The following is a 21,535-nucleotide window of genomic DNA, read 5'->3' as shown; positions in this document are numbered from 1 at the left end:
GTTATGTCCAATATTTTTTATTTCGATTCTTGGTTCTTAAGTAAATATCTTTCGTATCTGGTCAATGGACAAGATACCTTCAAAAATTGAATTTTGAATTTTGAATTGCTTATGTCTCGTTCTAAAGCTTTACAGTATTACATTGTTTCCCGGTTGCTTCTCGCACCACTTCAGCTATTAACAATTATCACCATTGTCTTTCTCTTATTAAGAGCAACACCAGGAGATCCCGCAGATGCAATTCTTGGTGGACGTGCGCCGGAAGCTGCTAAAGAAGAATTGCGGAAACAACTAGGTTTAAACTTTCCTTTGTGGCTACAGTACCTGAATTATTTGGGAAGCATACTGCGCTTTGACTTGGGAACATCTTTAATGAGTCGCGGACAGAATGTTTGGGACATAATTGGGCAATATTTCCCGGCGACGGTGGAGTTAGCAGTATGTAGTATGGCGGTTGCACTCATCGTCGGAATTGCGGTTGGGACTCTTTCAGCTTCTCGTCCTGGGACATATTTTGATGTTGGTGGGCGCTTGTTTGGGATTATCACCTACGCACTCCCCATGTTTTGGGCGGGAATGCTTTTGCAGTTGATTTTCTCAGTCCAACTTGGTTGGTTTCCCAATTCCAACCGCTTTCCGCCTAATCTTCCGGCTCCCACTCCTGTGACTGGGTTGTATACAATTGATAGCTTACTCGGTGGAAATCTCAGTCAGTTTTTCACATCTTTGCACCATCTTGCCTTACCGAGTCTCACTTTGGGAATTTTGCTGAGTGGGATTTTTGAGCGAATTGTGCGAGTGAATTTAAAGCAAACCTTGCAAGCAGATTATGTAGAAGCCGCTAGAGCCAGAGGTATTGGTGAAAATAAGATTTTAGCCTCCCATGCCTTAAAGAATGCTTTAATCCCAGTAATTACAGTGTTGGGATTAACTTTTGCCTCTCTGTTAGGTGGGGCGATTTTGACAGAAGTGACATTTTCTTGGCCTGGGTTAGCTAATCGACTCTATCAAGCGATCGCAGATCGCGATTATCCCACAGTCCAGGGAGTGCTAGTATTTTTTGGTGCGATCGTTGTGAGTGCCAGCATTTTAATTGATATTTTAAATTCTTATGTAGATCCGCGAATTCGCTACTAGCAAAAAGTTCTTAATTCTTTCTAACCTTCTTGTGGGGTGGACAGCGTTCGACTGAGCGCTCACGCCGAAGTCTTGCCCGCCTTTTTTTTATGAGATGAAGCAGTAAAATGTAAAATTGGGTTAAGCAAAGCGTAACCCAACACAAAACTATCATTTTGTCTGTGAAATATTAGGGATTTGAGTTATCTGGCCCAGAGATACTTTGACGGCTAATATGGGTATAGCAGTAGCTGCAATCAGAACAGCAGTAGCCAGGATAATTGCAACTGGTTTACCACCATATTGGACTAAGACCTTAAAAATATTTTCTGCTGTCTGACCCCCAGCTTGAACTAATTCCACTGTATCTGATTTGCTTAAAGCAGCAGTAATATTTTCAGCGATATCGAGAAGTTGTTCTGTGTTGTTTGACTGATTGAGAACATCTAGAGATTGAACTATTGGCTGTTGCTGTGCGGCTAAATTTTCTTTTACAGGATAGTAAGTAGACATCGTTTTGCACTCCTCTGTTGTTTCGATGTCTCTATATTCGCCTGTAGTCCATAGTTATACGTAGGATGTAGGTAAATGTAGGATTATGTCATAAATACAAAGAATATCTACATAGACGTAGGATTATGTAGGTTTTGCTGTAAAATAATAAACTTATATCCAAGTGTTAACTTTACCTACCAACTCAATCAGGTTAAATGGAAGCTGAAGAAGCATTAGAATCTATTAAGCAAATATTTGAGGAGAGGAAAGGAAAAGTAGTATTACTGGGCAAGTTAGAAGAAAAAGTTTTTCTACTAAGTTGGCAAGGGATGAATTATAGTCAAATGCCTTCTAAAATAAAGAAGTCTAATCCTACTGCCAAACCATATACAGAACAGTATTTAAAAGAAATAGGTAAAAGTTTAAACGATAAGATTAAAAGAGTATTAAATATAGACGATCTTGATAAAAGAAATTTGAGGGAAGAACTTGAAAACTTTTTTGAGAGAAATTACAATTACCATACTAAAAAACTATCTTATACCACTGCGCCAGAACCAGATTATATTACTTTTCCAGAGTTAACTAATAATACTGTATCTGAGCTAAATCAAAATCCCTTCATTCCTTTTAGTGGCAGAGTAGAAGAAAAGTATCTCTTTTTTGACCGAGAGCGCGAAATCCGGCGAGTATTTGAGGTACTGAATAGCGGTAGTAGTATCGTTTTAATTGGGGAAGAGGGAATTGGCAAATCTTCGCTGCTATGGATGATTAATCAACAGGCGAAAAATTTTCTCAAAAGTGAACGTCAGCCAGTTTTCTTAGACCTGAATTTACTTCATAATGAAAGTCAATTTTATAGTGAATTGTGCCACGAGATCGGTATACCTGACAGTAAAGACTATCAGTTAACCCGCAATTTGCGAAGTTGTAAAATACTACTGGCTATAGACAATGTAGGAAAATTTACAAGCGAAGGTTTTACTCGCAATATAAGGGATTATTTGCGCGGTTTAGCCGAAGGAAATAATGCTCCGTTGAAGCTGATTTTAGCTGCCACCGAACCTCTGAACAACCTTTTTAAGGATAGTCAGGAGCAAGGTAATACTTCTCCGTTAGCGGGTATTTGCCAAGAGGAACATATTCATCCTTGGGATGAAGCTACTATGCGTACTTTTATTACCAACCGTCTAGCTAGAACTTCTGTGAGTTTTACTGAAGAAGAAATCAGCCAACTCATCCAAGAAAGTGGCGGACATCCTCGCAAACTGATGCAATTGTGTTATCGAACTTTTTTGCAGTGTGTGGAGAGTTTGCAATGAATGACACCGCTTTTATCTCTCCCCTACAAGGGGCTACGGTGTACACACAAGTTATCGAATTACCCCACCCTAACCCTCCCCTTGGAAAGGGGAGGGAACTAGGTTTTCTTGTTTCCCCCCTTTACAAGGGGGGATTAAGGGGGGTAAAACCCGGATCTCAAAGTAACTCCGATTTGTATGTACGCCTTAGCCTCGGAGGGGAGGGGAATAAGATTACTCCTACTCTCCCTTCCGTCATAGACAAGGGAGCTGGGGAATTAGGTTCTTCAGAGGTGATAATGGAGGTTGAATAATGACCCCTGTACCCCGCCTAGACTTAGCGCCCAAGTTGAAGCGTCGCCTCTCTTTGTGGAACCCCTTAGATTATCTGCGCCTTTTATATTGGGTGTTTTTCTTTCCGCAAGCTTTGCGGTGGTATGTGGATAGATTTGGGGGTGGGTATATTCCTGAAGGGGAAATGAATTGGCGGAAAGGATGGGAGTTATTGCGTCAAAATCCTATCCAACGTCAGTTACTTTTTCAAGGATTAGTTTTAACAGTAATTACACCTGTAGCTATAGGTTTAATTTTTCAGACTGCAAATGTTCGCATTAACTGGTTCGGCATGGCGTTCGGCGTGGCGGTAGGCATGGCGGTAGGCATGACGGGAGGCGTAGCGTTTGGCGTGGCGGGAGGTGTGGCAGGAGGCGTGGCGTTCGGCGTGGCGTTCGGCGTGGCGGCTCGGTGTGGCGGTAGGCGTGGCGGGAGGCGTGGCGGGAGGCGTGGCGGGAGGCGTGGCGCTCGGCGTGGCGGGAGGCGTGGCGTTCGGTGTGGTGGGAGGCGTGGCGGGAGGCGTGGCGTTCGGTGTGGTGGGAGGCGTGGCGTTCGGCGTGGCGTTCGGCGTGGCGGTAGGCGTGGTGTTCGGCGTGGCGTTCGGCGTGGCGTTTGGTGTGGCGTTCGGTGTGGCGGTAGGCGTGGCGGTAGGCGTGGCATTCGGTGTGGCGGTAGGCGTGGCGGTAATGCGTCCAGATACCTGGTTTATTGGCTCACCTCTAAACTTGCGAATTATCCAAAACACTAGTTGGCTACTCCCCCGTATTACTCCGCTTCCCCTTCCTAATCTTGTCTGGCGCTTGGAAAATTGGTTGCAAAATAATTGGGAAATAGGTTTACATAATATAAATGAACTGCTGGCATATACCCTACAATTCATTCCTGTTGTCCAAGCAGTCAATAGAGTACTTACTAAAACTCCATCAGAACACATTATTTGGCGTATTGCTTTACTAGCGGCAGATCCCTTTGATTGGAAATTAGTAGGTTTTGCTTCAGGTTGTTTGAGGGAACAAATCAAGTTACAACTTCTTAAAGACTTTATATTCTTTCGTTATTTTAAAGAACCAACCTCCCCTCCCTTAACAGTAAACACTCGCTTAAATACTCCTGCTCGTGCTACTGCTGCTGGCTTTTGGCATCTGCATGAAAAAGAACCAGCCAGAGCAATAGAGGCTTTTGCTGCAGTACGTTCTCTACTTTATGGAGAGGAAATGTATATCCTTGCTGAAACTTTAGCAGCGTTTCAGAAAGCTCAAACATCAGTGTCTATTGCAGCTATCCAAGTTCCTCCTTTTCCACAGGAACCGCTTTTACGTCCAATTACTTGGAAAGTCCTTGCTAATCTGCGTCGAGTTGTTGATGATGTGCAGTTTGTTAATCGCAGTGTCTCACGTTCAGCCAGGTCTTTAGCTCTCAATCGAGCATTAGGTGAACTAACAAAAATCCTAAATCAAGCCGACACCTTGCCGCAAGCAGAGCAAGGGTTAATCATAGATATCGCTGAAACTTGGAAAGAAAGCCTTTTACAAATCGCTGGTGAAGTGGGAAAAATTTCCATCACCAAGCCTATCGCTAATCCTTATGTTGTAGGCGACCCCGTTCAAGGTCATCTCTTTGTTGGGCGAGAAGATATCATCAGACAGTTAGAAGAACTCTGGGTGATGGGTAATCAACTCCAGTCTGTAGTTCTGTACGGTCACAGGCGTATGGGCAAAACTTCCATTCTGGTTAACGCTGCTAACTGTCTAGGCTCACAAATACAGCTAGCATACGTCAACCTGCTACGTTTGGGAGATAGCCCGCAAGGTGTGGGTGAAGTGCTGATGGCAATTTGTGATGAAATTTCTCAAACTGTAAAACTTCCACCACCAGCTGACGCTGATTTACTAAATCTCCCCTACCGGACTTTTGAACGCTATTTAAAACAGGTTGAAGCGCAACTAGATGGTGGGTTAATCATTGCCTTAGACGAGTTTGAGAAAATTGAAGATTTAATAGAGGCGAAAAAAATCCCTATCGACTTTATGGGTTTTCTGCGTAGTTTGGTGCAAATGAGTTCTAAAATCGCCTTTGCCTTTGCTGGTTTGCACACTTTGGAGGAGATGACAGCAGATTATTTTCAACCCTTCTTTGCCAGTGTCATTCCTATTCATGTTGGCTTTCAAGAACGTGCAGCTACCCGCAAAATTCTTGCTAACCCAGGTAATGAAGACTTCCCCCTAGACTACATACCGGAAGCTTTAGATGAAATTTATGCTTTGACATACGGCCAACCATATCTAGTGCAATTGCTGGGTTTTCAGCTAGTGCGCCGCTACAATGACTTTGTTTTTGAACAAGGACAACCCCGTGACCCAGTTTTCACAGTAGAAGATGTGGAAGCAGTTATCAATGACCCTGAGTTTTTCAAACGGGGACGCTACTACTTTGATGGGGTTTGGGGTCAGGCGGCACGGGGTGCTGAGGGTCAACAGGCAATAATACAAGTACTTGCACCTCACCCAGAAGGGCTAAGTCTGGATTCCTTAGCTCAGTCTACAGGTATGAACGACACTGATTTACAGGAAGCGCTGAATACTCTGAAGCGTCATGATGTCGTTGAGGAAATTCAGGGAAGTTGGCGGATTATGGTGGAACTGTTTCGCCGTTGGGTTTTGCAACAGTAGGCGAATAGAAGCGAATGGAAGAAGGCGAATGGAATTCGCGGCTACACAGGCAAAGTCCGCCTTCGCGGACTAATTTCGGCGATCGCATTTGCTAGTTCAGCGTTCGCATTTGTTACTTTGGGATTGGCATTTGTTACTTCGGGATTCGCATTTGTTACTTTGGCGAAAGCATTTGTTATTTCAGCGACAGCATTTGCTATTTCGGCGATCGCATTTGCTACATCGGAGTTCGCATTTGTTACATCGGAGTTCGCATTTGCTATTTCGGCGATCGCATTTGTTACTTCGGGATTCGCATTTGCTATTTCAGCTATCGCATTTGCTATTGTTGAGAGCTTATCTTCTCAAACTACGAGGGTCGAGTGCATCTCTTAGCCCATCACCGAGTAAGTTGAATGCTAGCACTGTGAGAATAATTAGCACAGCCGGCGGCCAAATTAACCAAGGTTGCAGTACCAAAATGGAAGCATTGCTAGCCAGAGAAAGCATATTGCCCCAAGAGGGGTCTGGTTGTTGAATTCCCAAGCCGATGAGACTTAGTATCGCCTCTGCGCCAATAAAGCTGGGAATTGCAAGAGTAGCAGAGATAACTACATAACTAGCCGTTTGCGGCAAGACGTGGCGGAGAATTATATAAAGTGGATTTGCGCCCATCGCGCGTGATGCTTGGACAAATTCTCGCTCTTTAATTGATAGTACCTGTCCTCGAATGACCCGTGCTAAACCAGCCCAGCTAATAACTGAAGTAATTACCACAATCAGCAAAAAGCGCTGGGTACTGCTTAAACCAGGTGGTAAGACTGCTCCTAAAGTCACCAAAAGATAAATACTTGGGAAAGTCATTAGCACTTCTGCCAAGCGCATGATGACGCTATCAGTCACACCGCCGAAATAGCCAGAAATTCCACCGATGAGCAAACCGAGGGGATAGGTAATGATAATGCCAAAAATCCCGATAAACAGACTGATGCGACCGCCATGTAAGAGGCGACTAAATTGGTCGCGGCTTTGGTCATCAGTACCTAAGATATTGACTTTTGCGTCAGTTGTTGTCCCAAATAAATGCCAATTTAAGGGAATACCAGGAAAGATTGTGACTTCATCCCATTTGGGTGGTAGTGGCAAACTCATCTGCAACAATCGGTATTCTGGCCCGGAAACAAATAGACGCACAGGAGATGGTTTTTTGAAGTCTACAATGAGTTGGCGATCGCCTGTTTCTAAATTTGTGTCTCCCTGAGTCGTGGGATAAACATGGGGCCCGATAAACTGTCCTGATTGAGAAACCCAGTGTATCTGAGTTGGTGGCAGCAGTGAACCATTAGGCTGTGAGGCATAAGGGTCATAAGGAGCCACGAAATCTGCTGCAATTACTGCTATGTAGAAAATTAACAGCAAAATGGCCCCAAATTGTGCCAAAGGATTTTTCTTTAGTCGTCGCCACCAATCCATAGTAGTTAGGAGTTATAAGTTATGAGTTTATGAGTTATTAAAGTTTTATTTTAATTCATAACTCATGATTAATAATTATTAACTCCTAACTCTCAACTCGCCACTCCTAACTTCTCTAAATACTTCTGCTGTTCTTGCTGTTGTTTTTCGTGTTCTACAACAAACACGTTTGAGTAGAGATTAGCGAGAATTTGTTTGCCCTGTTGTGTCAATGATAGGTAATGCAGCCCTTCTTGGATATAGGGATAGACACCATTCCAGTAAAACTTAGCGTAGTTATTCCGTAAATCGGCAGGGGTTTTATAGCCTAAAACTTTATTTACACCAGTTTCTTCAAACTCGTAAAATAAAGAAGTAATTTTCTTCAGGTAACGTGGGTCGCTTAGTTGACCAATCAAATCAGCAGCCCGGACTAACCCGGCAAAGCACTTTGTATCTTGATGATCTTCTGCCGCAGGCACGGGAAATCGTGTTAGTTCAATATTGCTCTTAATTGCCTCAGCATCTATTAACTTGTGACCTCCAAAACGCTCATCAATAAAAAGCTTGGCTCTATCAACATGATACGGCGTGAGACTGGCATCAGAAGCGCCAGGAGCGACAGAAACCATTTTGCCATTTTTACCTGTGGAATATAAGCCTACTGCTTCTTGGTCTAGTCGGCAAACTCCCTTAACGTAGCCAATATCATGGCTCACTAAGGAAATAATACAATGCAACCAGTCTTCACTGGAAACACCGCCTTCTCTGATGTGTTTGCCACGTAATATTTCTTGCCCCACAAGGGTGACAAGGACAGTGTGTTCAACATTGTGATAAAGGGCATCGCTATTGGCAATGTTTTCCAAAGCCATGTTACCAGCCCAGGCGATAATGTCCTGATAATCATTTTTGAAGCAGCCATAAGTGCGACGGTAGCCTTCTCTAATTTCATTTACAAAGGCATCAATTAAAATTTCAGTGGCATTGAACATATATAGTGACTCTGGTAAATACCAATTATTTATTGATTTGATTGATTTCAAAATTCCACTATCAGGATCGCCCTGGCTGGAATTTAGGGTAATGGAGTTTGCTCATTTGTAACTCACGTGTAGCTGTAGACGCTAGCTTGAACTATCCCTGGATGTATAACTTCCTGACAAGACAAAGGCTTTAAAAGATTAGGATTTGCGTAGATAAAAGTATTTACTGGTTTAATAAAATACATTGAGAGTCCAGATTTTTATTAAATAATTTTAGATTAGCTTTATCATTTTTTCATATATAAGCATTGGTTGACGGTGATCCAAATGCATACATTGTGTGATTTAGAGTAGCTAGATGAGATGAAATAATTTCTTGTATGATAATCTACAGAAAAGCTTCAAGTACCTTGCATTAGTGATTATTCTTAGTAGCGAAGTTATATTATATACTGTCGTAAATAAAAGACATTTACTATGAAATGCGTCATAGTTGATGGGAAGTAAATAAATTTCAAGTTTTCTTAAGAAAATACCAATATTGGTATGCGTAGACAGAAAGTGGAGGTCGGACTGTGAGCGATGAAAGTGTTTCAGAAATCGAGGTGGAAGAACCTATAACCTCTGAGGATGCTAGCTTTTTGAGCAAATCAGAGCAAAAACCAACTAGGGCATGGTTGAAGCCATTATTTTTGGGTGCTGGTTTAGGAATTGCGATCGCCTTTGCTGGAATGAGTGTATTCAGTCATCTTCCATCCCGTCAACAAAGCGCGGTAGCGGATAAAAAAGTTAACCCATCAATGACAGTTACTATTGCCACAGTAGAAGCTGCCCGTGTTGTGCGTACTCTTAAAACTACTGGAACTGTAGCAGCACGTGATTTAATTCCGGTTTTACCACAGACAAACGGTTTACAAATCAAAAGCATCCCCGAAGATGTCAAAGAAGGGGCTTTTGTCAAAAAAGGTCAAGTTTTGGCGGTGTTGGATGGTTCCATACTGCAAAGCCAAATTAGCCAAGCAAAGGCAGATGTGGAATCAAAACAAGCCGATGTGGAATCGAAACAAGCAGATTTGGCATCCAGACAGGCAGATTTGGCATCAAATAAAGCCATAGTCCAGCAAAAACAAGCAGATTTAGCTCAAGCGAAGGCAAAGCTAGAAGAAGCTGCCAAAAATTATCAGCGCTATCAACAACTGGCCGACTCTGGAACCATTAGTAAGCAAGAACTCGATACTCGTTCCTACGCTGTAAAAACTGCCATACAAGTTGTGAATCTATCCCAAGAAAATCTGCGTAGTGCCCAGGCCAATATCGGCAGCGCCCAGGCTAATATTGGTAACGCTCAAGCTATCATCAATAGAGCCAAAGCCGATGTCCGCAGCAGCGCCGCTAAGGTGCAACAACTACAAACTCAGTTGGAACAAACTGTGGTGCGATCGCCGGTTGCTGGAATTATTGCTGAGAAATTGGCCAGAGTCGGTGATGTGACTGGTGTACCGCCACAAACCCAGGCGGGAACTGTAATTGGTGGCACACAAAAGCTATTTTCGATTATCCAAGATGAAAGGTTAGAACTTCAAGCTAAGGTTCCCGAAATTCAATTAAATCAGGTGAAAGTTGGCACATCTGTGCAAATTACTTCAGATGTCGATCGGCGCGTGCGATCGCAGGGACGAGTCAGGGAGATACAACCACAGGTGAACGATCAAAGGCGAGAGGCTATAGTCAAAATTGACTTACCGCCAACAACTTTACTAAAACCAGGGATGTTTGCTAATGCTGCAATTACTACTAACTCAGGAATGACGATGGTAGTGCCACAAAAATCAGTCCAATCTCAAGCAGATGGAAGTGTAATTGTATTCACCTTATCAAGTGAAGATATAGTCCGCAGCCAGAAAGTAGACTTAGGAGATCCTGCAAATGACGACAAAGTGGAAATAAAAAGTGGGTTGCAATTAGGCGATCGCATCATAGTTGATGGTGCAGGATATCTCAAAGATGGCGATAAGGTTCGAGTTGCGAAGTAAAAGGGAATTGGGAATTGGGAATGGTGAGAAATGATAAATGACAAATGACAAATGACAAATGACTAATAACAAATTCAAAATCTAAAGTTTCTTCATGTCCTTTAATATATCAGCTTGGTCAATTAAAAAACCTGTTCCGACGATAGTTTTATTTCTAATTTTGACGGTGGTGGGTTGGTTTTCCTTCATAAGCTTGGGGATTGATACTAACCCAAATATTGATGTACCAACAGTTACGATCAAAGTTACCCAACCGGGTGCAGGGCCTGCCGAACTAGAATCCCAAGTGACGAAAAAAATTGAAGATGCCGTCGCAGGGTTGGGCAATATCGATTTTATGATTTCCACCGTCAACGATGGCAATTCTACAACCACAATCAACTTTGTTTTGGGCACAAATAGCGATCGCGCCACCAATGATGTCCGCAATGCGATCGCTCAAATTCGCCAAGATTTACCCCAAGAGATCAACGATCCCATTGTGGAACGTCTGGAATTTGCCGGCGGCCCGGTGATTAATTACGCGGTTAAATCAGATAAGCGTTCTGTAGAAGAATTAAGCAATATTGTCGATCAAACCATCAGCCGCGCCTTATTAGGAGTTCGTGGCGTGGCCCAAATTCAGCGTGTGGGTGGAGTTGACCGAGAAATTCGGATTAATCTTAATCCTAGCCGCTTACAATCTTTGGGTATCACCGCCACTCAGGTAAACGACCAAATCCGCGCTTTGAATATTAACTTACCTGGCGGACGGGCAGAAGTCGGTGGTAGCGAACAAAGTATCCGCACATTAGGAAGTGCCGCCAGTGTGGATATTTTGAAAACCTACGAAGTCCTTTTACCACAAGGTGGTTCTGTACCCTTATCCAGTTTGGGAACTATAGAAGATAAATTTGGTGACGTGCGCCAAGCCGCCATCTTAAATAATCAACCTGTAGTAGCTTTCCAAGTGTTGCGTAGTACTGGCAGCGTTCTGGTGACAGTAGAAGAAGGAGTAAAAGCGGCTATTAAACAACTGGAAAAAACACTTCCCGCAGATGTCAAACTAGATTTAATTTTTACTAGAGCCGATATTGTTCGCCAATCTTACCAAACCACTATTGACGAATTAATTCAAGCTTCGGTGCTGGCTGTCATTGTTATTTTAGTATTTTTGCGTGACTGGCGAGCAACATTAATTACGGCTGTTGCTTTACCCTTGTCAATAATTCCCACCTTCGCAGTACAGCAAGCCCTTGGTTACACCCTCAACAACATGACTTTGTTGGCATTAGCGCTGGCAGTGGGCAACTTGGTAGATGATGCCGTTGTGGAAATTGAAAACATGGAACGGCATATTGCAATGGGCAAATCAGCTTGGGATGCTGCTTTTGAATCTGCCGATGAAGTAGGGTTAGCAGTAATAGCAAGTTCAGCGACGATTATTGCCGTGTTTATGCCCGTTGCTTTTATGGGTGGGATTCCGGGGCAATTTTTCCAACCATTTGGTGTTACTGTCGCTGTTTCCACAATCTTCTCAACTCTTGTCGCGCGGATGGTTACGCCAATGATGGGGGCGTATCTTTTACAAGAGAAGGAAGGGAGTGGAAAGAAGGAGGCAGGGGACAGGAGGCAGGGGACAGGGCGAGTAATAAAATTTTTGAATTTTAAATTTACACTTCCAGGTAGTAATAACGGGAGTAGAAAACTTAGAACTGAAAAAAGTCAGGGTTTTCAACCTTATAGATCGCTACTACAGTGGGCGTTACGCCATAGATTGACAACAATGGCGATCGCTTTAGCTTTTTTTATTGCCAGTGTGATGCTGGTTCCATTAATTCCCAAGGGTTTCGTTGATGATGGCGACTTTGGGATTTCTAACGTATCTATAGAACTACCTCCTGGTTCCACATTAGAAGACGTTAACAAGGTAGTCACACAAGCAACTGATATCATTCGGCAAAACCCAGTAGTTGAACGCGTACTAGCAACTGAAGAGATCAATTCTGCAAGCCTGGCCATTAATCTCAAACCCAGAGAAGAACGAAATATTTCCCAAAAACAGTTTGAGGAACAAATACGCCCTTCCTTTGAGCAAATACCAGGAGCTAGAATTAGTTTTCAAAGTCAGTCACCAGGTGACAGTCGTAAAGGTTTATCCATTGTCCTGAGAAGTGAAAATCCCGAAGCATTAAATCAAGCTGCTGATGCCCTAGAAAAGCAAATGCGATCGCTACCTGGATTAGTAGAAGTGTCTTCCACTGCGAGTTTAGTTAAACCAGAGATTTTAGTAATTCCGAACCCGCAACGGGCAGCAGATTTGGGAGTGACAGTGCAAGCGATCGCGCGAACTGCTTCTCTTGCCACTATTGGCGATAATGAGTCCAACTTGGCAAAATTTAATTTAAGCGATCGTCAAATCCCCATTCGCGTGCAAATCGATCCGCAAGCCCGGACTGACATTAACACAATCACCAATCTCCAAGTCCCTAGTCAAAATGGCAGATTGATTCCCCTCGTAGCAGTTGCAGATATTCGTTTTGGTAGCGGCCCTGCTACCATCAACCGTTATGATCGCGCCCGTCAAGTTGCCTTAGAAGCCAATTTACAAGGGATTTCTTTGGGAGAGGCAGTAGAAGCAATCAACAAACTACCTGTGATGCAAAACTTGCCACCAGGGGTAGTACAGCAACCCTCCGGTAGCGCCAAAATTATGCAAGAAATTTTCGGGCGCTTTGGCAGTGCTTTAGGACTGGCATTAATGTGTATCTATGCAATTCTGGTACTGCTGTATAACAACTTTCTCCATCCATTATCGATTATGGCAGCCTTGCCCTTTTGTTTAGGCGGCGCAATAATAGCGTTGATGGTTGCTCAAAAACCCTTGGGACTTTATGCCTTAATTGGTATCATTTTGCTGTTGGGGATTGTCACCAAAAACTCGATTTTGTTAGTGGACTACACAATCATAAATATGCAAGAAGGCAAAACCCAGCGTCAGGCACTTATAGAATCGGGTGTATCACGTCTGCGTCCAATTATGATGACTTCTCTAGCAACGATCGCAGGAACTCTACCCCTAGCATTAGGAATTGGTGCGGGTTCAGAAGTTCGTCAACCAATGGGAATTGCCATCATGGGCGGTTTCACAACTTCCACCCTGCTGACACTGGTGGTAGTGCCAGTGATATTTAGCTACATTGACAATTTCCAATCCTGGATTATGGATAGATTGCGCTATGGCTTTGGTAAAAAACCACAGCGCCCGTAAGGAGAGACGTGATTAATCGCGTCTGTACAAGAATGTCCCAATTCCCAAACTTCTACCAAATTCGTTGTATTTGGAGTACAAAACCAGGTAAAACATTTTCGCCGGAAATAGTTGGAGGAAATTTTAAAACTTCCACATTTTGTCCTGGACGATAAATTTCTACTTCCTGTTTTTTTTCGATTGAGCAACCAACCTAGACGACAGCCATTTTCGATGTATTCTTGCATTTTATTCTGAGTTTTTTTTAAGCTGTCATTAAGTGAAAAAATCTCGATGACAAAATCAGGACATAGAGGAATAAATTTTTCTTTTTGTTCTGTGTAAAGATGTGTATACTAATAATGATTAGAAAATAATGACTCAAAAAATAACGCTTACGTTACTCAGTCATTGAAAGATAAAAAGGATTTATCAAAATGGATTCTTTCGGTATCTACACCCTTGCTAATGATGTGGTGTTTGACCAACTAGTAGCTTTGCTAAACAGTATTGAGGTGAATGTTAGTGCAGATATTCCTATTTGCATAATTCCATATAATGAGCAACTAGATTTAGTTAGGAAAGAAATTAATAATCGAAAAAATGTAATTTTGTTTGATGATTGGGACGTAATTCAACGCTGGGAAGAATTTGCTCATCAGGTTTGGGCAGCACATCCAAGGGAAAAAGATACAAAATTATTGCGCCCTAGTTGGTACAAAAGTCATTTACAAAGAAAGTTTGTTGCTTTTGAGGGTATTTTTGATAAATTCGTATTTTATGACGGTGATAGTTTGGCAATGAAGCCACTAAATAATGTAATTGATAAGCTAGAAACATCAGATTTTGTTTTTGATGATTGGGAACACCTTAAGGATAGGACTGTTGCAGCGTTAAATATTTCAGTTATAGAGAAAACTGGACTGTATACAGAAGTAGATATACGTCCTCAACTCCATTGTTCTAGTTTTTTTGGCTCTAAGCGAGGATTGTTTACTGTTAAAGAAATTGAGATAATGAAGGAGAGATTAATTACTAAACAAGAAGTTGAGTGGATTAATGGACATGGATGGTGGGATGATTCCTTTTTGTTTAACTATATGACCTTGCGCTGCGATCGCCCACTTTTTAACTTTACACTTAGTCCCAATGGTGAAGATAGAACAGGCAATTGTGCTAATGCAGATCCCTTTGTAAATATTAATAATGTTCTTTACAATCAAGATGGCTTAAAACCAATTCATCGTATCCATTATATGAGCTATTCTTCTCGTGATTTTGCCCAGTTATCTCAAGGACAAGATGTTAATATATGTTATGCAAATGAGTTTTTACACTATCGCTTTCTCAAGCAGCCAGAACAAAGACCAAAACAGCTTAAGCCAGTGAGCATAATTACCAAAACTAATAACTTTCTTAACAAAACAATGAATAAAATTCAAAGAACTATGCGCTAAATATAGCTTGATTGACGACGTATTAAATTAGCAATTGATATAAACTTTTTATCTTCTATATTTTCCAGCTATTAGTATAAAATATGCCTAAAATTACTGTTTGCATTCCTACTTTTAATCGTGTTAATCTTCTTCCTTATGCCATTGACAGTGTACTGAATCAGTCTGAGCAAGACTTTGAGCTAATTGTTTGTGATGATGGTTCTAGCGATGGTACGCCTGAATTAATGTCACAGTACACAGACCAACGGATAAAATATATCCGTCATCAGCAAAATATTGGTAAAAGTAATAATATGCGCTCTGGCTTTGATGCAGCCAGTGGTGAATATTTTATTAAATTTGATGATGACGATCGGCTCACAGCAGATTTTCTCGCAAGTACTGCAGCGATTCTTTCTCAAGATTCTAGCATTGATTTTGTTGGTACAGACCATTGGATAATTGATATTAACAATGTGCGGGATGAAGTAAAAACTCAAGAAAATACTCATCGTTGGGGTAGGAAAAATTTACCAGCAGGTGTTGTAGATAATTTATTGGAAGTTGTATTTGTTAACCAAAGCTTTCAAGTTGGCGCAACATTATTTCGCCGCAAAACTTTGCAAGAGCTAGGATTTATGCAACCAAATATGCAAAACTGTGAGGATAATGATTTATTTGTGCGTCTAGCTTTGGCTGGAAAAAAGGGTTATTTTTTACCAGAATTATTGATGGAATATCGCAATCATGCAGAGCAGCAAGGTATAAATAGAGCGATTCCTTATTTATTTGATAAAATGCGATATTTAGAAAGTTATAAGTTTGATTCTGAAAAAATAGAGACAATCAGGAAAAATCGTCTAACTGAAACGCAGTTATTATTAGGTTTGCGTTTAATTGAAAAGGGTGAAACGCAAAAAGGCAGAGAGCTAGTTTTAGCAGGACAGTCTTTTTCAACTCCTAAAGCTTGGACTGGTTTAGGATTATCGCTGTTACCAGTTGGGTTGCGAGGTAAGGCGTTTAATGCACTGCGACAAGTGCGGGGTTAGGCTATAGAAATGCGTTGACGCAGTAGCTGCGTAGGTTGGGTTGAGGAACGAAACCCAACATTCTACGCTGGTGTGGAGCAGAAGAATGCAGCAACAGCAGAAATTGAAGAGCAAGAGTGGGATCGGATCGTAGACACCGACTTGCGCGGCGTTTTTCTGTGCATGAAGTATGAAATCCCTCTGCTACTCAAGCAAGGCGGCGGCGCGATCGTGAACACATCATCGGGTGCCGATATCATAGGCATCAAGGGCAAAGCCGCATACACCGCCGCAAAACACGGCGTGATCGGACTCACCAAGTCCGCGGCTCTTGACTACACCTCGCAAAATATCCGCGTCAACGCTGTTGCCCCCGGTTACACTGACACACCGATGATGGTTCGTTTCACTGGCGGCACTGCTGAAGGACGTGAGCAGGTAATCGCAGAGGAGCCGGTCGGACGGATGGGACAGCCCGAAGAAATTGCCAATGCCGTTGTCTGGCTGTGTTTGGACGCGGCTGCCTTCGTCGTCGGACACACCTTGGTCGTCAATGGCGGTCAAACGGTGCAGTGAAGTTCGTTGCCAACTATGATGCCGTTGCAGTAAGTGGAGATCCCGCCAGACAGTGCTGCGTTCACGGTCGGCTTCGAGGTGATTACGCGGTTCGCCTGAAGAACAGCGTCAGGCGGCACGATGAATATGATGATGAAAAATAATCACAAGCGCAGTCTGGGTATTCCTGAGAAGATTCCAGTTCCAGACTCGTAACTGACAAACAAAACTAAGTATCCGTTTTTTACTTCGAGATTGTTCGATGAAAGCAACCGTTTACTATGCCTCTGGTGATGTCCGGGTTGAGAATGTTCCCGATCCTACAATTCAATAGCTCACAGATGCCATTGTCTAAATTACTCACGCTTGCATTTGCGGATCTGAACTTGAATGTGCCGGCAGTGAACCTGCAATGGCAAGTTAAAGATTCACAAATCATATTATTTTACAACTACCCATTGGGTTATAGGTGCCATTGCCCGCCAGCCCAAAAATTTCCCAATAGGTTCCGCCCGTTGAATAGCAACACGAGTTAAATCGCCACCGACTTGTTTATGCCATTGAAATAAAGTTTGCTCACCCTCTACCGTCACCACATTTGCCACCAAACGCCCACCGGGCCGCAGTGCTTCCCAGCAAATATCAAAGAGTCCTGTTGCTGTAACCCCACCACCAACAAAAATTGCATCTGGTGCTGGCAAGTCTTTCAGGGCATGGGGCACTTTACCTTCAAGGATTTGCAGATTTGGAGTACCGAGAGTGGCGGCATTATCGGCAATATAGAGTAGTCTAGAAACATTTTGCTCGATCGCGATCGCTCGACATCGAGGATTACTCCGCATCCATTCGATGGAAATTGAGCCACAACCCGCACCAACATCCCACAACAACGCTCCCGGCGTGGGAGCCAAAGCTGCCAGAGTAATCGCCCTAACTTCACGCTTTGTTAACTGTCCATCGTGGTGGTAGGCGTTATCTGGTAATCCTGGTAATCTTGGTAAAGGAATAACCCCAGCATCAGCAATACAATAAACTGCGATCGCATTCAATGCCGCAATTTCAGTTTCATTCCAAGATGCAGCCGTACCTTCCACAATTCTTTCATGAGTGCCGCCCATGCGCTCCAACACGTTAATTTTGCTGCCACCATAGCCGCGATTTGTCAAAATCTCCGCAACAACGGCGGGTGTGTCCTTCCCTTCACTTAAAATCAAGAGCCGCGCTTTTGGATAGATGTAAGACTGGATTAGGGAGAATGGACGACCATTTAAACTCAAGGTTTCCACTTCAGTTAAAGACCATCCCATCCTGGCACAAGCGAGGCTGAAGGCGGAAGGTGCGGGGATAATCGTCATTTCAGAAACCGGAATTCGCCGCATTAAGGTGACACCAATGCCGTAACACATGGGATCGCCGCTTGCAAGTACGCAGATTGACTCACCCCGACGCTTGATGATTTCCTTTACAGAGGTGCTAATGGGGGATGTCCAGACTAGTTTTTCACGTCGATCGTCTGTAGGAAGCATTGCCAAATGGCGATCGCCTCCAACAATTACTTTAGCTTGAGTGATTAGGGAAAGAGCGATCGCGCTTAATCCCTGTAATCCATCTTCCCCAATGCCGACGATAGAGAGCCATTTCTCTGTCATGCTAATTCATAATTAATTTTCTCGGCAATTACAAACAAGTAATCTCCGTGATTGTTTTCATATTTATTGATAATATCTGTGATGCGTCCTGTATTAATATCTGCTACTAGTCTTTGACATCCTATGGTGATTTCTTCTGGCGAAGCTAGCAAAGCAAATGTAGAAATTCCAGAGCGGATATTTTCATCTAAATATATTTCAGGACGATATTTACCACTATATAAAAATAAGTCTTGCAAATTTTTTGAAATAAAATAAGGTTCGATATTTACTGAATTAAAATCTGCCTCATTGAGAGCATATCTGATCTTTTCTAAACTTGGCATCTTTTCAGCAGATTTATGTATAGCCTCTGGAAAATATTCGACTAACCAATATTTATTCATCTGCTCTGGCGTGGCAGTAAATAATACAAAACGACCAGCCGCCAAGACACGATTAATCTCCCCAAAAGCAGGAGTTAATGCAACAAAATGATGTATCGCTAATGTGCATAACACACCTGAAAAAGTATTATCGGCATAAGGTAAAGCTTCGGCTTCGGCAACTTGCCAAGCTACAATATTACTCTTATTTCTAGCAATATCAATCATCTTTTTTGACTGGTCTACTCCATGCCAAACACCACTTTTTGCTAAAGCTAGTGTGTAATTTCCAGTGCCACATCCTACATCAAGATATGAATAATCTGATGTTACCTGAAGGTGAACAGCTAATCGAGCAGCAATTTCAGGATCGGCACGACGAGTCAAATCATAGCTTTTGCCAATTTGCTCATAAATAGCCATTTATTAAATTTCTCACAATTTTTTAAAATACAGTAACTAGTATTTACTAGTTACTGATAGCTAATATTGATGTAGTATTCTTGTCAAGAGATGAAATCAATCTACGATCGCTATTAAACCAACGCGGCTGTTGCTTTCACCGCAAAAATCTTCTCAATCACATCTTCTACTACCTTATCTGGAGTAGAAGCACCAGAAGTAATTCCTACGACAATTTCACCATCTGGCAACCAATTTTCTGTAGTTATTAATTGCCCATTTAATTGTCGATGTTCTATAGAATCTCCTGATTTAATCCGTTCAACAGTATCAATGTGATAAGAAGGAATTCCTCGCTCAAAAGCAATTTGCTGCAATTGAGTAGTATTGGATGAATTAAATCCCCCAATTACTACCATTAAATTTAAATTATGTTCCACTAATTCCAACATAGCATCTTGACGTTCTTGGGTGGCATCACAGATGGTATTGAAGCTTTGGAAATGCTGAGTTAACTCGATGGGGCCATACTTCTGCAACATAGTCCGCTCAAAAAGTTTCCCGATTTGCTCAGTTTCGCCTTTAAGCATTGTAGTTTGGTTAGCAATGCCAACTCTTTCTAAATCGCGATCGGGGTCAAATTCTGCTGAACAAGCTTTAGCAAATTTTGTCAGAAATTCTTCACGGTTGCCACCATTAAGAATATAGTCAGCAACATAATTTGCTTCTTGCAAATTCAATACAATTAAATATTTGCCAGCAAAGGAACTAGTAGCGACTGTTTCTTCGTGCTTATATTTACCGTGAATTATTGATGTATAATCGATTTTTTTGTGTTTTTCTACTGTATTCCAAACTTTAGATACCCAAGGACAAGTTGTATCAACAATTTTGCAGCCTTTATCGTGAAGGATCTGCATTTCTTGAACGCTAGCCCCAAAAGCAGGTAATATCACTACATCCCCAGTGCCAACAACAGAAAAGTTTTTATTCTTTCCTTCAATGGGGATGAATTCAACTTCCATCTCCTGCATTCGCTGATTTACAGAAGGGTTGTGGATAATCTCGTTAGTAATCCAGATATGTTCTGTGGGGAAGTGCTGACGAGTTTCGTAGGCCATGGCCACAGCCCGTTCTACACCCCAGCAAAAACCAAAAGCTTGTGCTAGTCGGATGGTAACATCACCCCGTTGTAGAGTGTAATTGCGATCGCGAATTTCTTGAATCAAGTTACTCTGATATTCAGATTGCAACTGGGTGGCAACTTCTGCTTGATGACCGAAGCCCTTACGATTGTAATTTTCGGAATGTTGCAGGCTGCGCTTAAAAGCTTTTGTATCCATTAGATTTGTCTACTTCAACCACTATTTTTTATTTTCTCGCGCCAAGCCGCGATTTATACAGAGTTGTATTCAAAGATATTACTTCTTTTTGCCCTTTAACCTTTTTCCTCGGAAGGACGTTAACGCTGGGATTTTAATTCGATTTCGCTATAAATCTGCAATGCAGAACGCCAAACTATATACCCTTCGGGACTTAAATGTAAGCCATCAGTAGTAAATTCGCGGCGTAGATTTCCTTGCTTGTTAGTAAACAGGGGATATAAATCAAGATATTTGACACCTTTTTTGGTAGAAATACTTTGCAGTTGCTGATTCAACCCCTGAATGCGACTATTGGCAACAGCTAGAAGTTTATCTCGTCCTTTCCAGGTTGCTTCTTCTGCCCCATGTGGCAAAATCGATTGCACAACAATTTGCGTTGTGGGATGCGTCTTTCGGAGGTAATTGATAATTTGTCGCTGATTATCTAAAATTTCCTCGTTGTTCACCCCCCGAATTAGGTCATTAATGCCAATCATCACAAAAATGACCTCTGGTTTGCTGCGGTCAAATATTTTCAACCTGTTTAAGAGTCCATTACTGGTTTCACCAGAAATTCCTTGATTGAGCCAATTTTTACCTTCGGGTAATAACTCAGGGGGAAACCATAAACTTAGAGAATCTCCCGCCAGAATGCTTAAATGGGGAGTTTGTTGGTCAGCAGCGACCTTGGCTTCTTGCTTGAGAATGTCTACCCACTCCTGATAAGTGAGTTGGTGACGACGACCCAAATCAGGTGTAGCAATTTGGGTTGAGTTGTTCAGGTTGATTGGTTCTGGGGATGTTACTATCCCAAAAAAAGTGGCCAATTTCTGCTGTTGCCAGATTAGCAGAATGACCGCCAACATTAGGATGCAGTTGGTTAACAGCGAGAAAAATGCCCAGATAGGGAGGGTTTTTGCAGAAGTAGTCACGACTAGCGAAATTTACCAATTATTTGAATCAAATTTTAACGCTAGCGATCGCAAATTACACAATCTTCAATTGGGGAGTAGGGAAGGCAGGGGGCAGGGGGCAGGGAGGACAAGGGGGAATTATTGAATAAGTCTCTCCCTTGTCTCCACCCTCTTCCTTGTCTACTTTGTCTCTTCTTCATGCCCAATGCCCAATGCCCACTCCCTA

At 42.4% G+C, this 21,535-nt stretch carries 15 protein-coding genes and 1 pseudogene; 8 read left to right on the top strand and 8 right to left on the bottom strand.

The window, feature by feature from the left end; genetic code table 11:
• Nucleotides 1-111 precede the first annotated feature (111 nt).
• Nucleotides 112-1,137: an ABC transporter permease gene (locus FBB35_RS23340; RefSeq protein WP_174711619.1), complete on the top strand. Its 1,026-nt coding sequence runs from the start codon at nt 112-114 to the stop codon at nt 1,135-1,137.
• A gap of 150 nt (nt 1,138-1,287) precedes the next feature.
• On the opposite strand, the gene FBB35_RS23335 is transcribed toward FBB35_RS23340, so the two are convergent.
• The gene (locus FBB35_RS23335) at nt 1,288-1,629 is read right to left on the bottom strand and encodes a hypothetical protein (protein ID WP_174711618.1); all 342 of its coding nucleotides are present in this window, start codon (nt 1,627-1,629) and stop codon (nt 1,288-1,290) included.
• Nucleotides 1,630-1,826: 197 nt separating this feature from the next.
• On the opposite strand from FBB35_RS23335, the gene FBB35_RS23330 reads away from it, so the two are divergent.
• A complete protein-coding gene (locus FBB35_RS23330) occupies nt 1,827-2,933 on the top strand; it encodes an ATP-binding protein (protein WP_174711617.1) in 1,107 nt (368 codons plus the stop codon).
• Between the two features lie 725 nt (nt 2,934-3,658).
• Nucleotides 3,659-5,914: an ATP-binding protein gene (locus tag FBB35_RS35030; protein WP_254625679.1), complete on the top strand. Its 2,256-nt coding sequence runs from the start codon at nt 3,659-3,661 to the stop codon at nt 5,912-5,914.
• Nucleotides 5,915-6,250: 336 nt separating this feature from the next.
• On the opposite strand, the gene FBB35_RS23320 is transcribed toward FBB35_RS35030, so the two are convergent.
• Entirely contained in the window at nt 6,251-7,366 is a 1,116-nt protein-coding gene (locus FBB35_RS23320) for an ABC transporter permease (RefSeq protein ID WP_174711616.1), read from the bottom strand.
• A 92-nt stretch (nt 7,367-7,458) separates the two neighbouring features.
• Entirely contained in the window at nt 7,459-8,340 is an 882-nt protein-coding gene (locus tag FBB35_RS23315) for an Npun_R2479 family HD domain-containing metalloprotein (protein WP_174711615.1), read from the bottom strand.
• 566 nt (nt 8,341-8,906) lie between these two features.
• On the opposite strand from FBB35_RS23315, the gene FBB35_RS23310 reads away from it, so the two are divergent.
• Entirely contained in the window at nt 8,907-10,364 is a 1,458-nt protein-coding gene (locus FBB35_RS23310) for an efflux RND transporter periplasmic adaptor subunit (protein ID WP_174711614.1), read from the top strand.
• Nucleotides 10,365-10,458: 94 nt separating this feature from the next.
• Nucleotides 10,459-13,614 carry an efflux RND transporter permease subunit gene (locus FBB35_RS23305; RefSeq protein ID WP_174711613.1) on the top strand — a complete coding sequence of 1,052 codons (3,156 nt, stop codon included), beginning with the start codon at nt 10,459-10,461 and terminating at the stop codon, nt 13,612-13,614.
• Between the two features lie 52 nt (nt 13,615-13,666).
• On the opposite strand, the pseudogene FBB35_RS23300 reads toward FBB35_RS23305, so the two are convergent.
• A pseudogene (locus FBB35_RS23300) lies at nt 13,667-13,931 on the bottom strand (Uma2 family endonuclease); the annotation flags it as partial.
• A 99-nt stretch (nt 13,932-14,030) separates the two neighbouring features.
• Between FBB35_RS23300 and FBB35_RS23295 the strand changes: the two are divergent.
• The 3 genes from FBB35_RS23295 (at nt 14,031) to FBB35_RS23285 (ending at nt 16,636) form a co-directional block, all read left to right on the top strand.
• Nucleotides 14,031-15,050 carry an Npun_R2821/Npun_R2822 family protein gene (locus tag FBB35_RS23295; RefSeq protein WP_174711612.1) on the top strand — a complete coding sequence of 340 codons (1,020 nt, stop codon included), beginning with the start codon at nt 14,031-14,033 and terminating at the stop codon, nt 15,048-15,050.
• 83 nt (nt 15,051-15,133) lie between these two features.
• Nucleotides 15,134-16,081 carry a glycosyltransferase family 2 protein gene (locus tag FBB35_RS23290; RefSeq protein WP_174711611.1) on the top strand — a complete coding sequence of 316 codons (948 nt, stop codon included), beginning with the start codon at nt 15,134-15,136 and terminating at the stop codon, nt 16,079-16,081.
• 72 nt (nt 16,082-16,153) lie between these two features.
• Nucleotides 16,154-16,636, top strand: coding sequence for an SDR family oxidoreductase (locus FBB35_RS23285; protein ID WP_254625678.1), 483 nt, complete (start codon nt 16,154-16,156; stop codon nt 16,634-16,636).
• 419 nt (nt 16,637-17,055) lie between these two features.
• Here FBB35_RS23285 and cbiE read toward each other — a convergent pair whose 3' ends face one another.
• The 4 genes from cbiE to FBB35_RS23260 all read right to left on the bottom strand — a co-directional run bounded on the left by cbiE (nt 17,056) and on the right by FBB35_RS23260 (nt 21,327).
• Entirely contained in the window at nt 17,056-18,264 is a 1,209-nt protein-coding gene (gene cbiE / locus FBB35_RS23275; RefSeq protein ID WP_174711610.1) for a precorrin-6y C5,15-methyltransferase (decarboxylating) subunit CbiE, read from the bottom strand.
• Nucleotides 18,261-19,052 carry a class I SAM-dependent methyltransferase gene (locus FBB35_RS23270; RefSeq protein ID WP_174711609.1) on the bottom strand — a complete coding sequence of 264 codons (792 nt, stop codon included), beginning with the start codon at nt 19,050-19,052 and terminating at the stop codon, nt 18,261-18,263. Before FBB35_RS23270 ends, cbiE begins: the two co-directional genes overlap by 4 nt.
• A 113-nt stretch (nt 19,053-19,165) precedes the next feature.
• On the bottom strand, nt 19,166-20,374 hold the full coding sequence (locus tag FBB35_RS23265; RefSeq protein ID WP_174711608.1) for a 4-hydroxy-3-methylbut-2-enyl diphosphate reductase: 1,209 nt from the start codon (nt 20,372-20,374) through the stop codon (nt 19,166-19,168).
• A gap of 119 nt (nt 20,375-20,493) precedes the next feature.
• Complete coding sequence (locus FBB35_RS23260; RefSeq protein WP_174711607.1) at nt 20,494-21,327, bottom strand: SGNH/GDSL hydrolase family protein; 834 nt, start codon at nt 21,325-21,327, stop codon at nt 20,494-20,496.
• Nucleotides 21,328-21,535 lie beyond the last annotated feature (208 nt).

It is taken from the genome of Nostoc sp. TCL240-02 (genome assembly GCF_013343235.1).
Taxonomy (GTDB): domain Bacteria; phylum Cyanobacteriota; class Cyanobacteriia; order Cyanobacteriales; family Nostocaceae; genus Nostoc.
Note: the sequence above shows the minus strand (reverse complement) of the source record. Positions and strands in the feature narration are given on the sequence as shown.

What these genes read in the sequence shown, in the direction of transcription:
- cbiE (WP_174711610.1), bottom strand. Translation starts at nt 18,264, where the DNA reads ATGACAGAGAAATGGCTCTCTATCGTCGGCATTGGGGAAGATGGATTA.
- FBB35_RS23320 (WP_174711616.1), bottom strand. Translation starts at nt 7,366, where the DNA reads ATGGATTGGTGGCGACGACTAAAGAAAAATCCTTTGGCACAATTTGGG.
- FBB35_RS23270 (WP_174711609.1), bottom strand. Translation starts at nt 19,052, where the DNA reads ATGGCTATTTATGAGCAAATTGGCAAAAGCTATGATTTGACTCGTCGT.
- FBB35_RS23295 (WP_174711612.1), top strand. Translation starts at nt 14,031, where the DNA reads ATGGATTCTTTCGGTATCTACACCCTTGCTAATGATGTGGTGTTTGAC.
- FBB35_RS23305 (WP_174711613.1), top strand. Translation starts at nt 10,459, where the DNA reads ATGTCCTTTAATATATCAGCTTGGTCAATTAAAAAACCTGTTCCGACG.
- FBB35_RS23265 (WP_174711608.1), bottom strand. Translation starts at nt 20,374, where the DNA reads ATGGATACAAAAGCTTTTAAGCGCAGCCTGCAACATTCCGAAAATTAC.
- FBB35_RS23315 (WP_174711615.1), bottom strand. Translation starts at nt 8,340, where the DNA reads ATGTTCAATGCCACTGAAATTTTAATTGATGCCTTTGTAAATGAAATT.
- FBB35_RS23330 (WP_174711617.1), top strand. Translation starts at nt 1,827, where the DNA reads ATGGAAGCTGAAGAAGCATTAGAATCTATTAAGCAAATATTTGAGGAG.
- FBB35_RS23340 (WP_174711619.1), top strand. Translation starts at nt 112, where the DNA reads ATGTCTCGTTCTAAAGCTTTACAGTATTACATTGTTTCCCGGTTGCTT.
- FBB35_RS23335 (WP_174711618.1), bottom strand. Translation starts at nt 1,629, where the DNA reads ATGTCTACTTACTATCCTGTAAAAGAAAATTTAGCCGCACAGCAACAG.
- FBB35_RS23290 (WP_174711611.1), top strand. Translation starts at nt 15,134, where the DNA reads ATGCCTAAAATTACTGTTTGCATTCCTACTTTTAATCGTGTTAATCTT.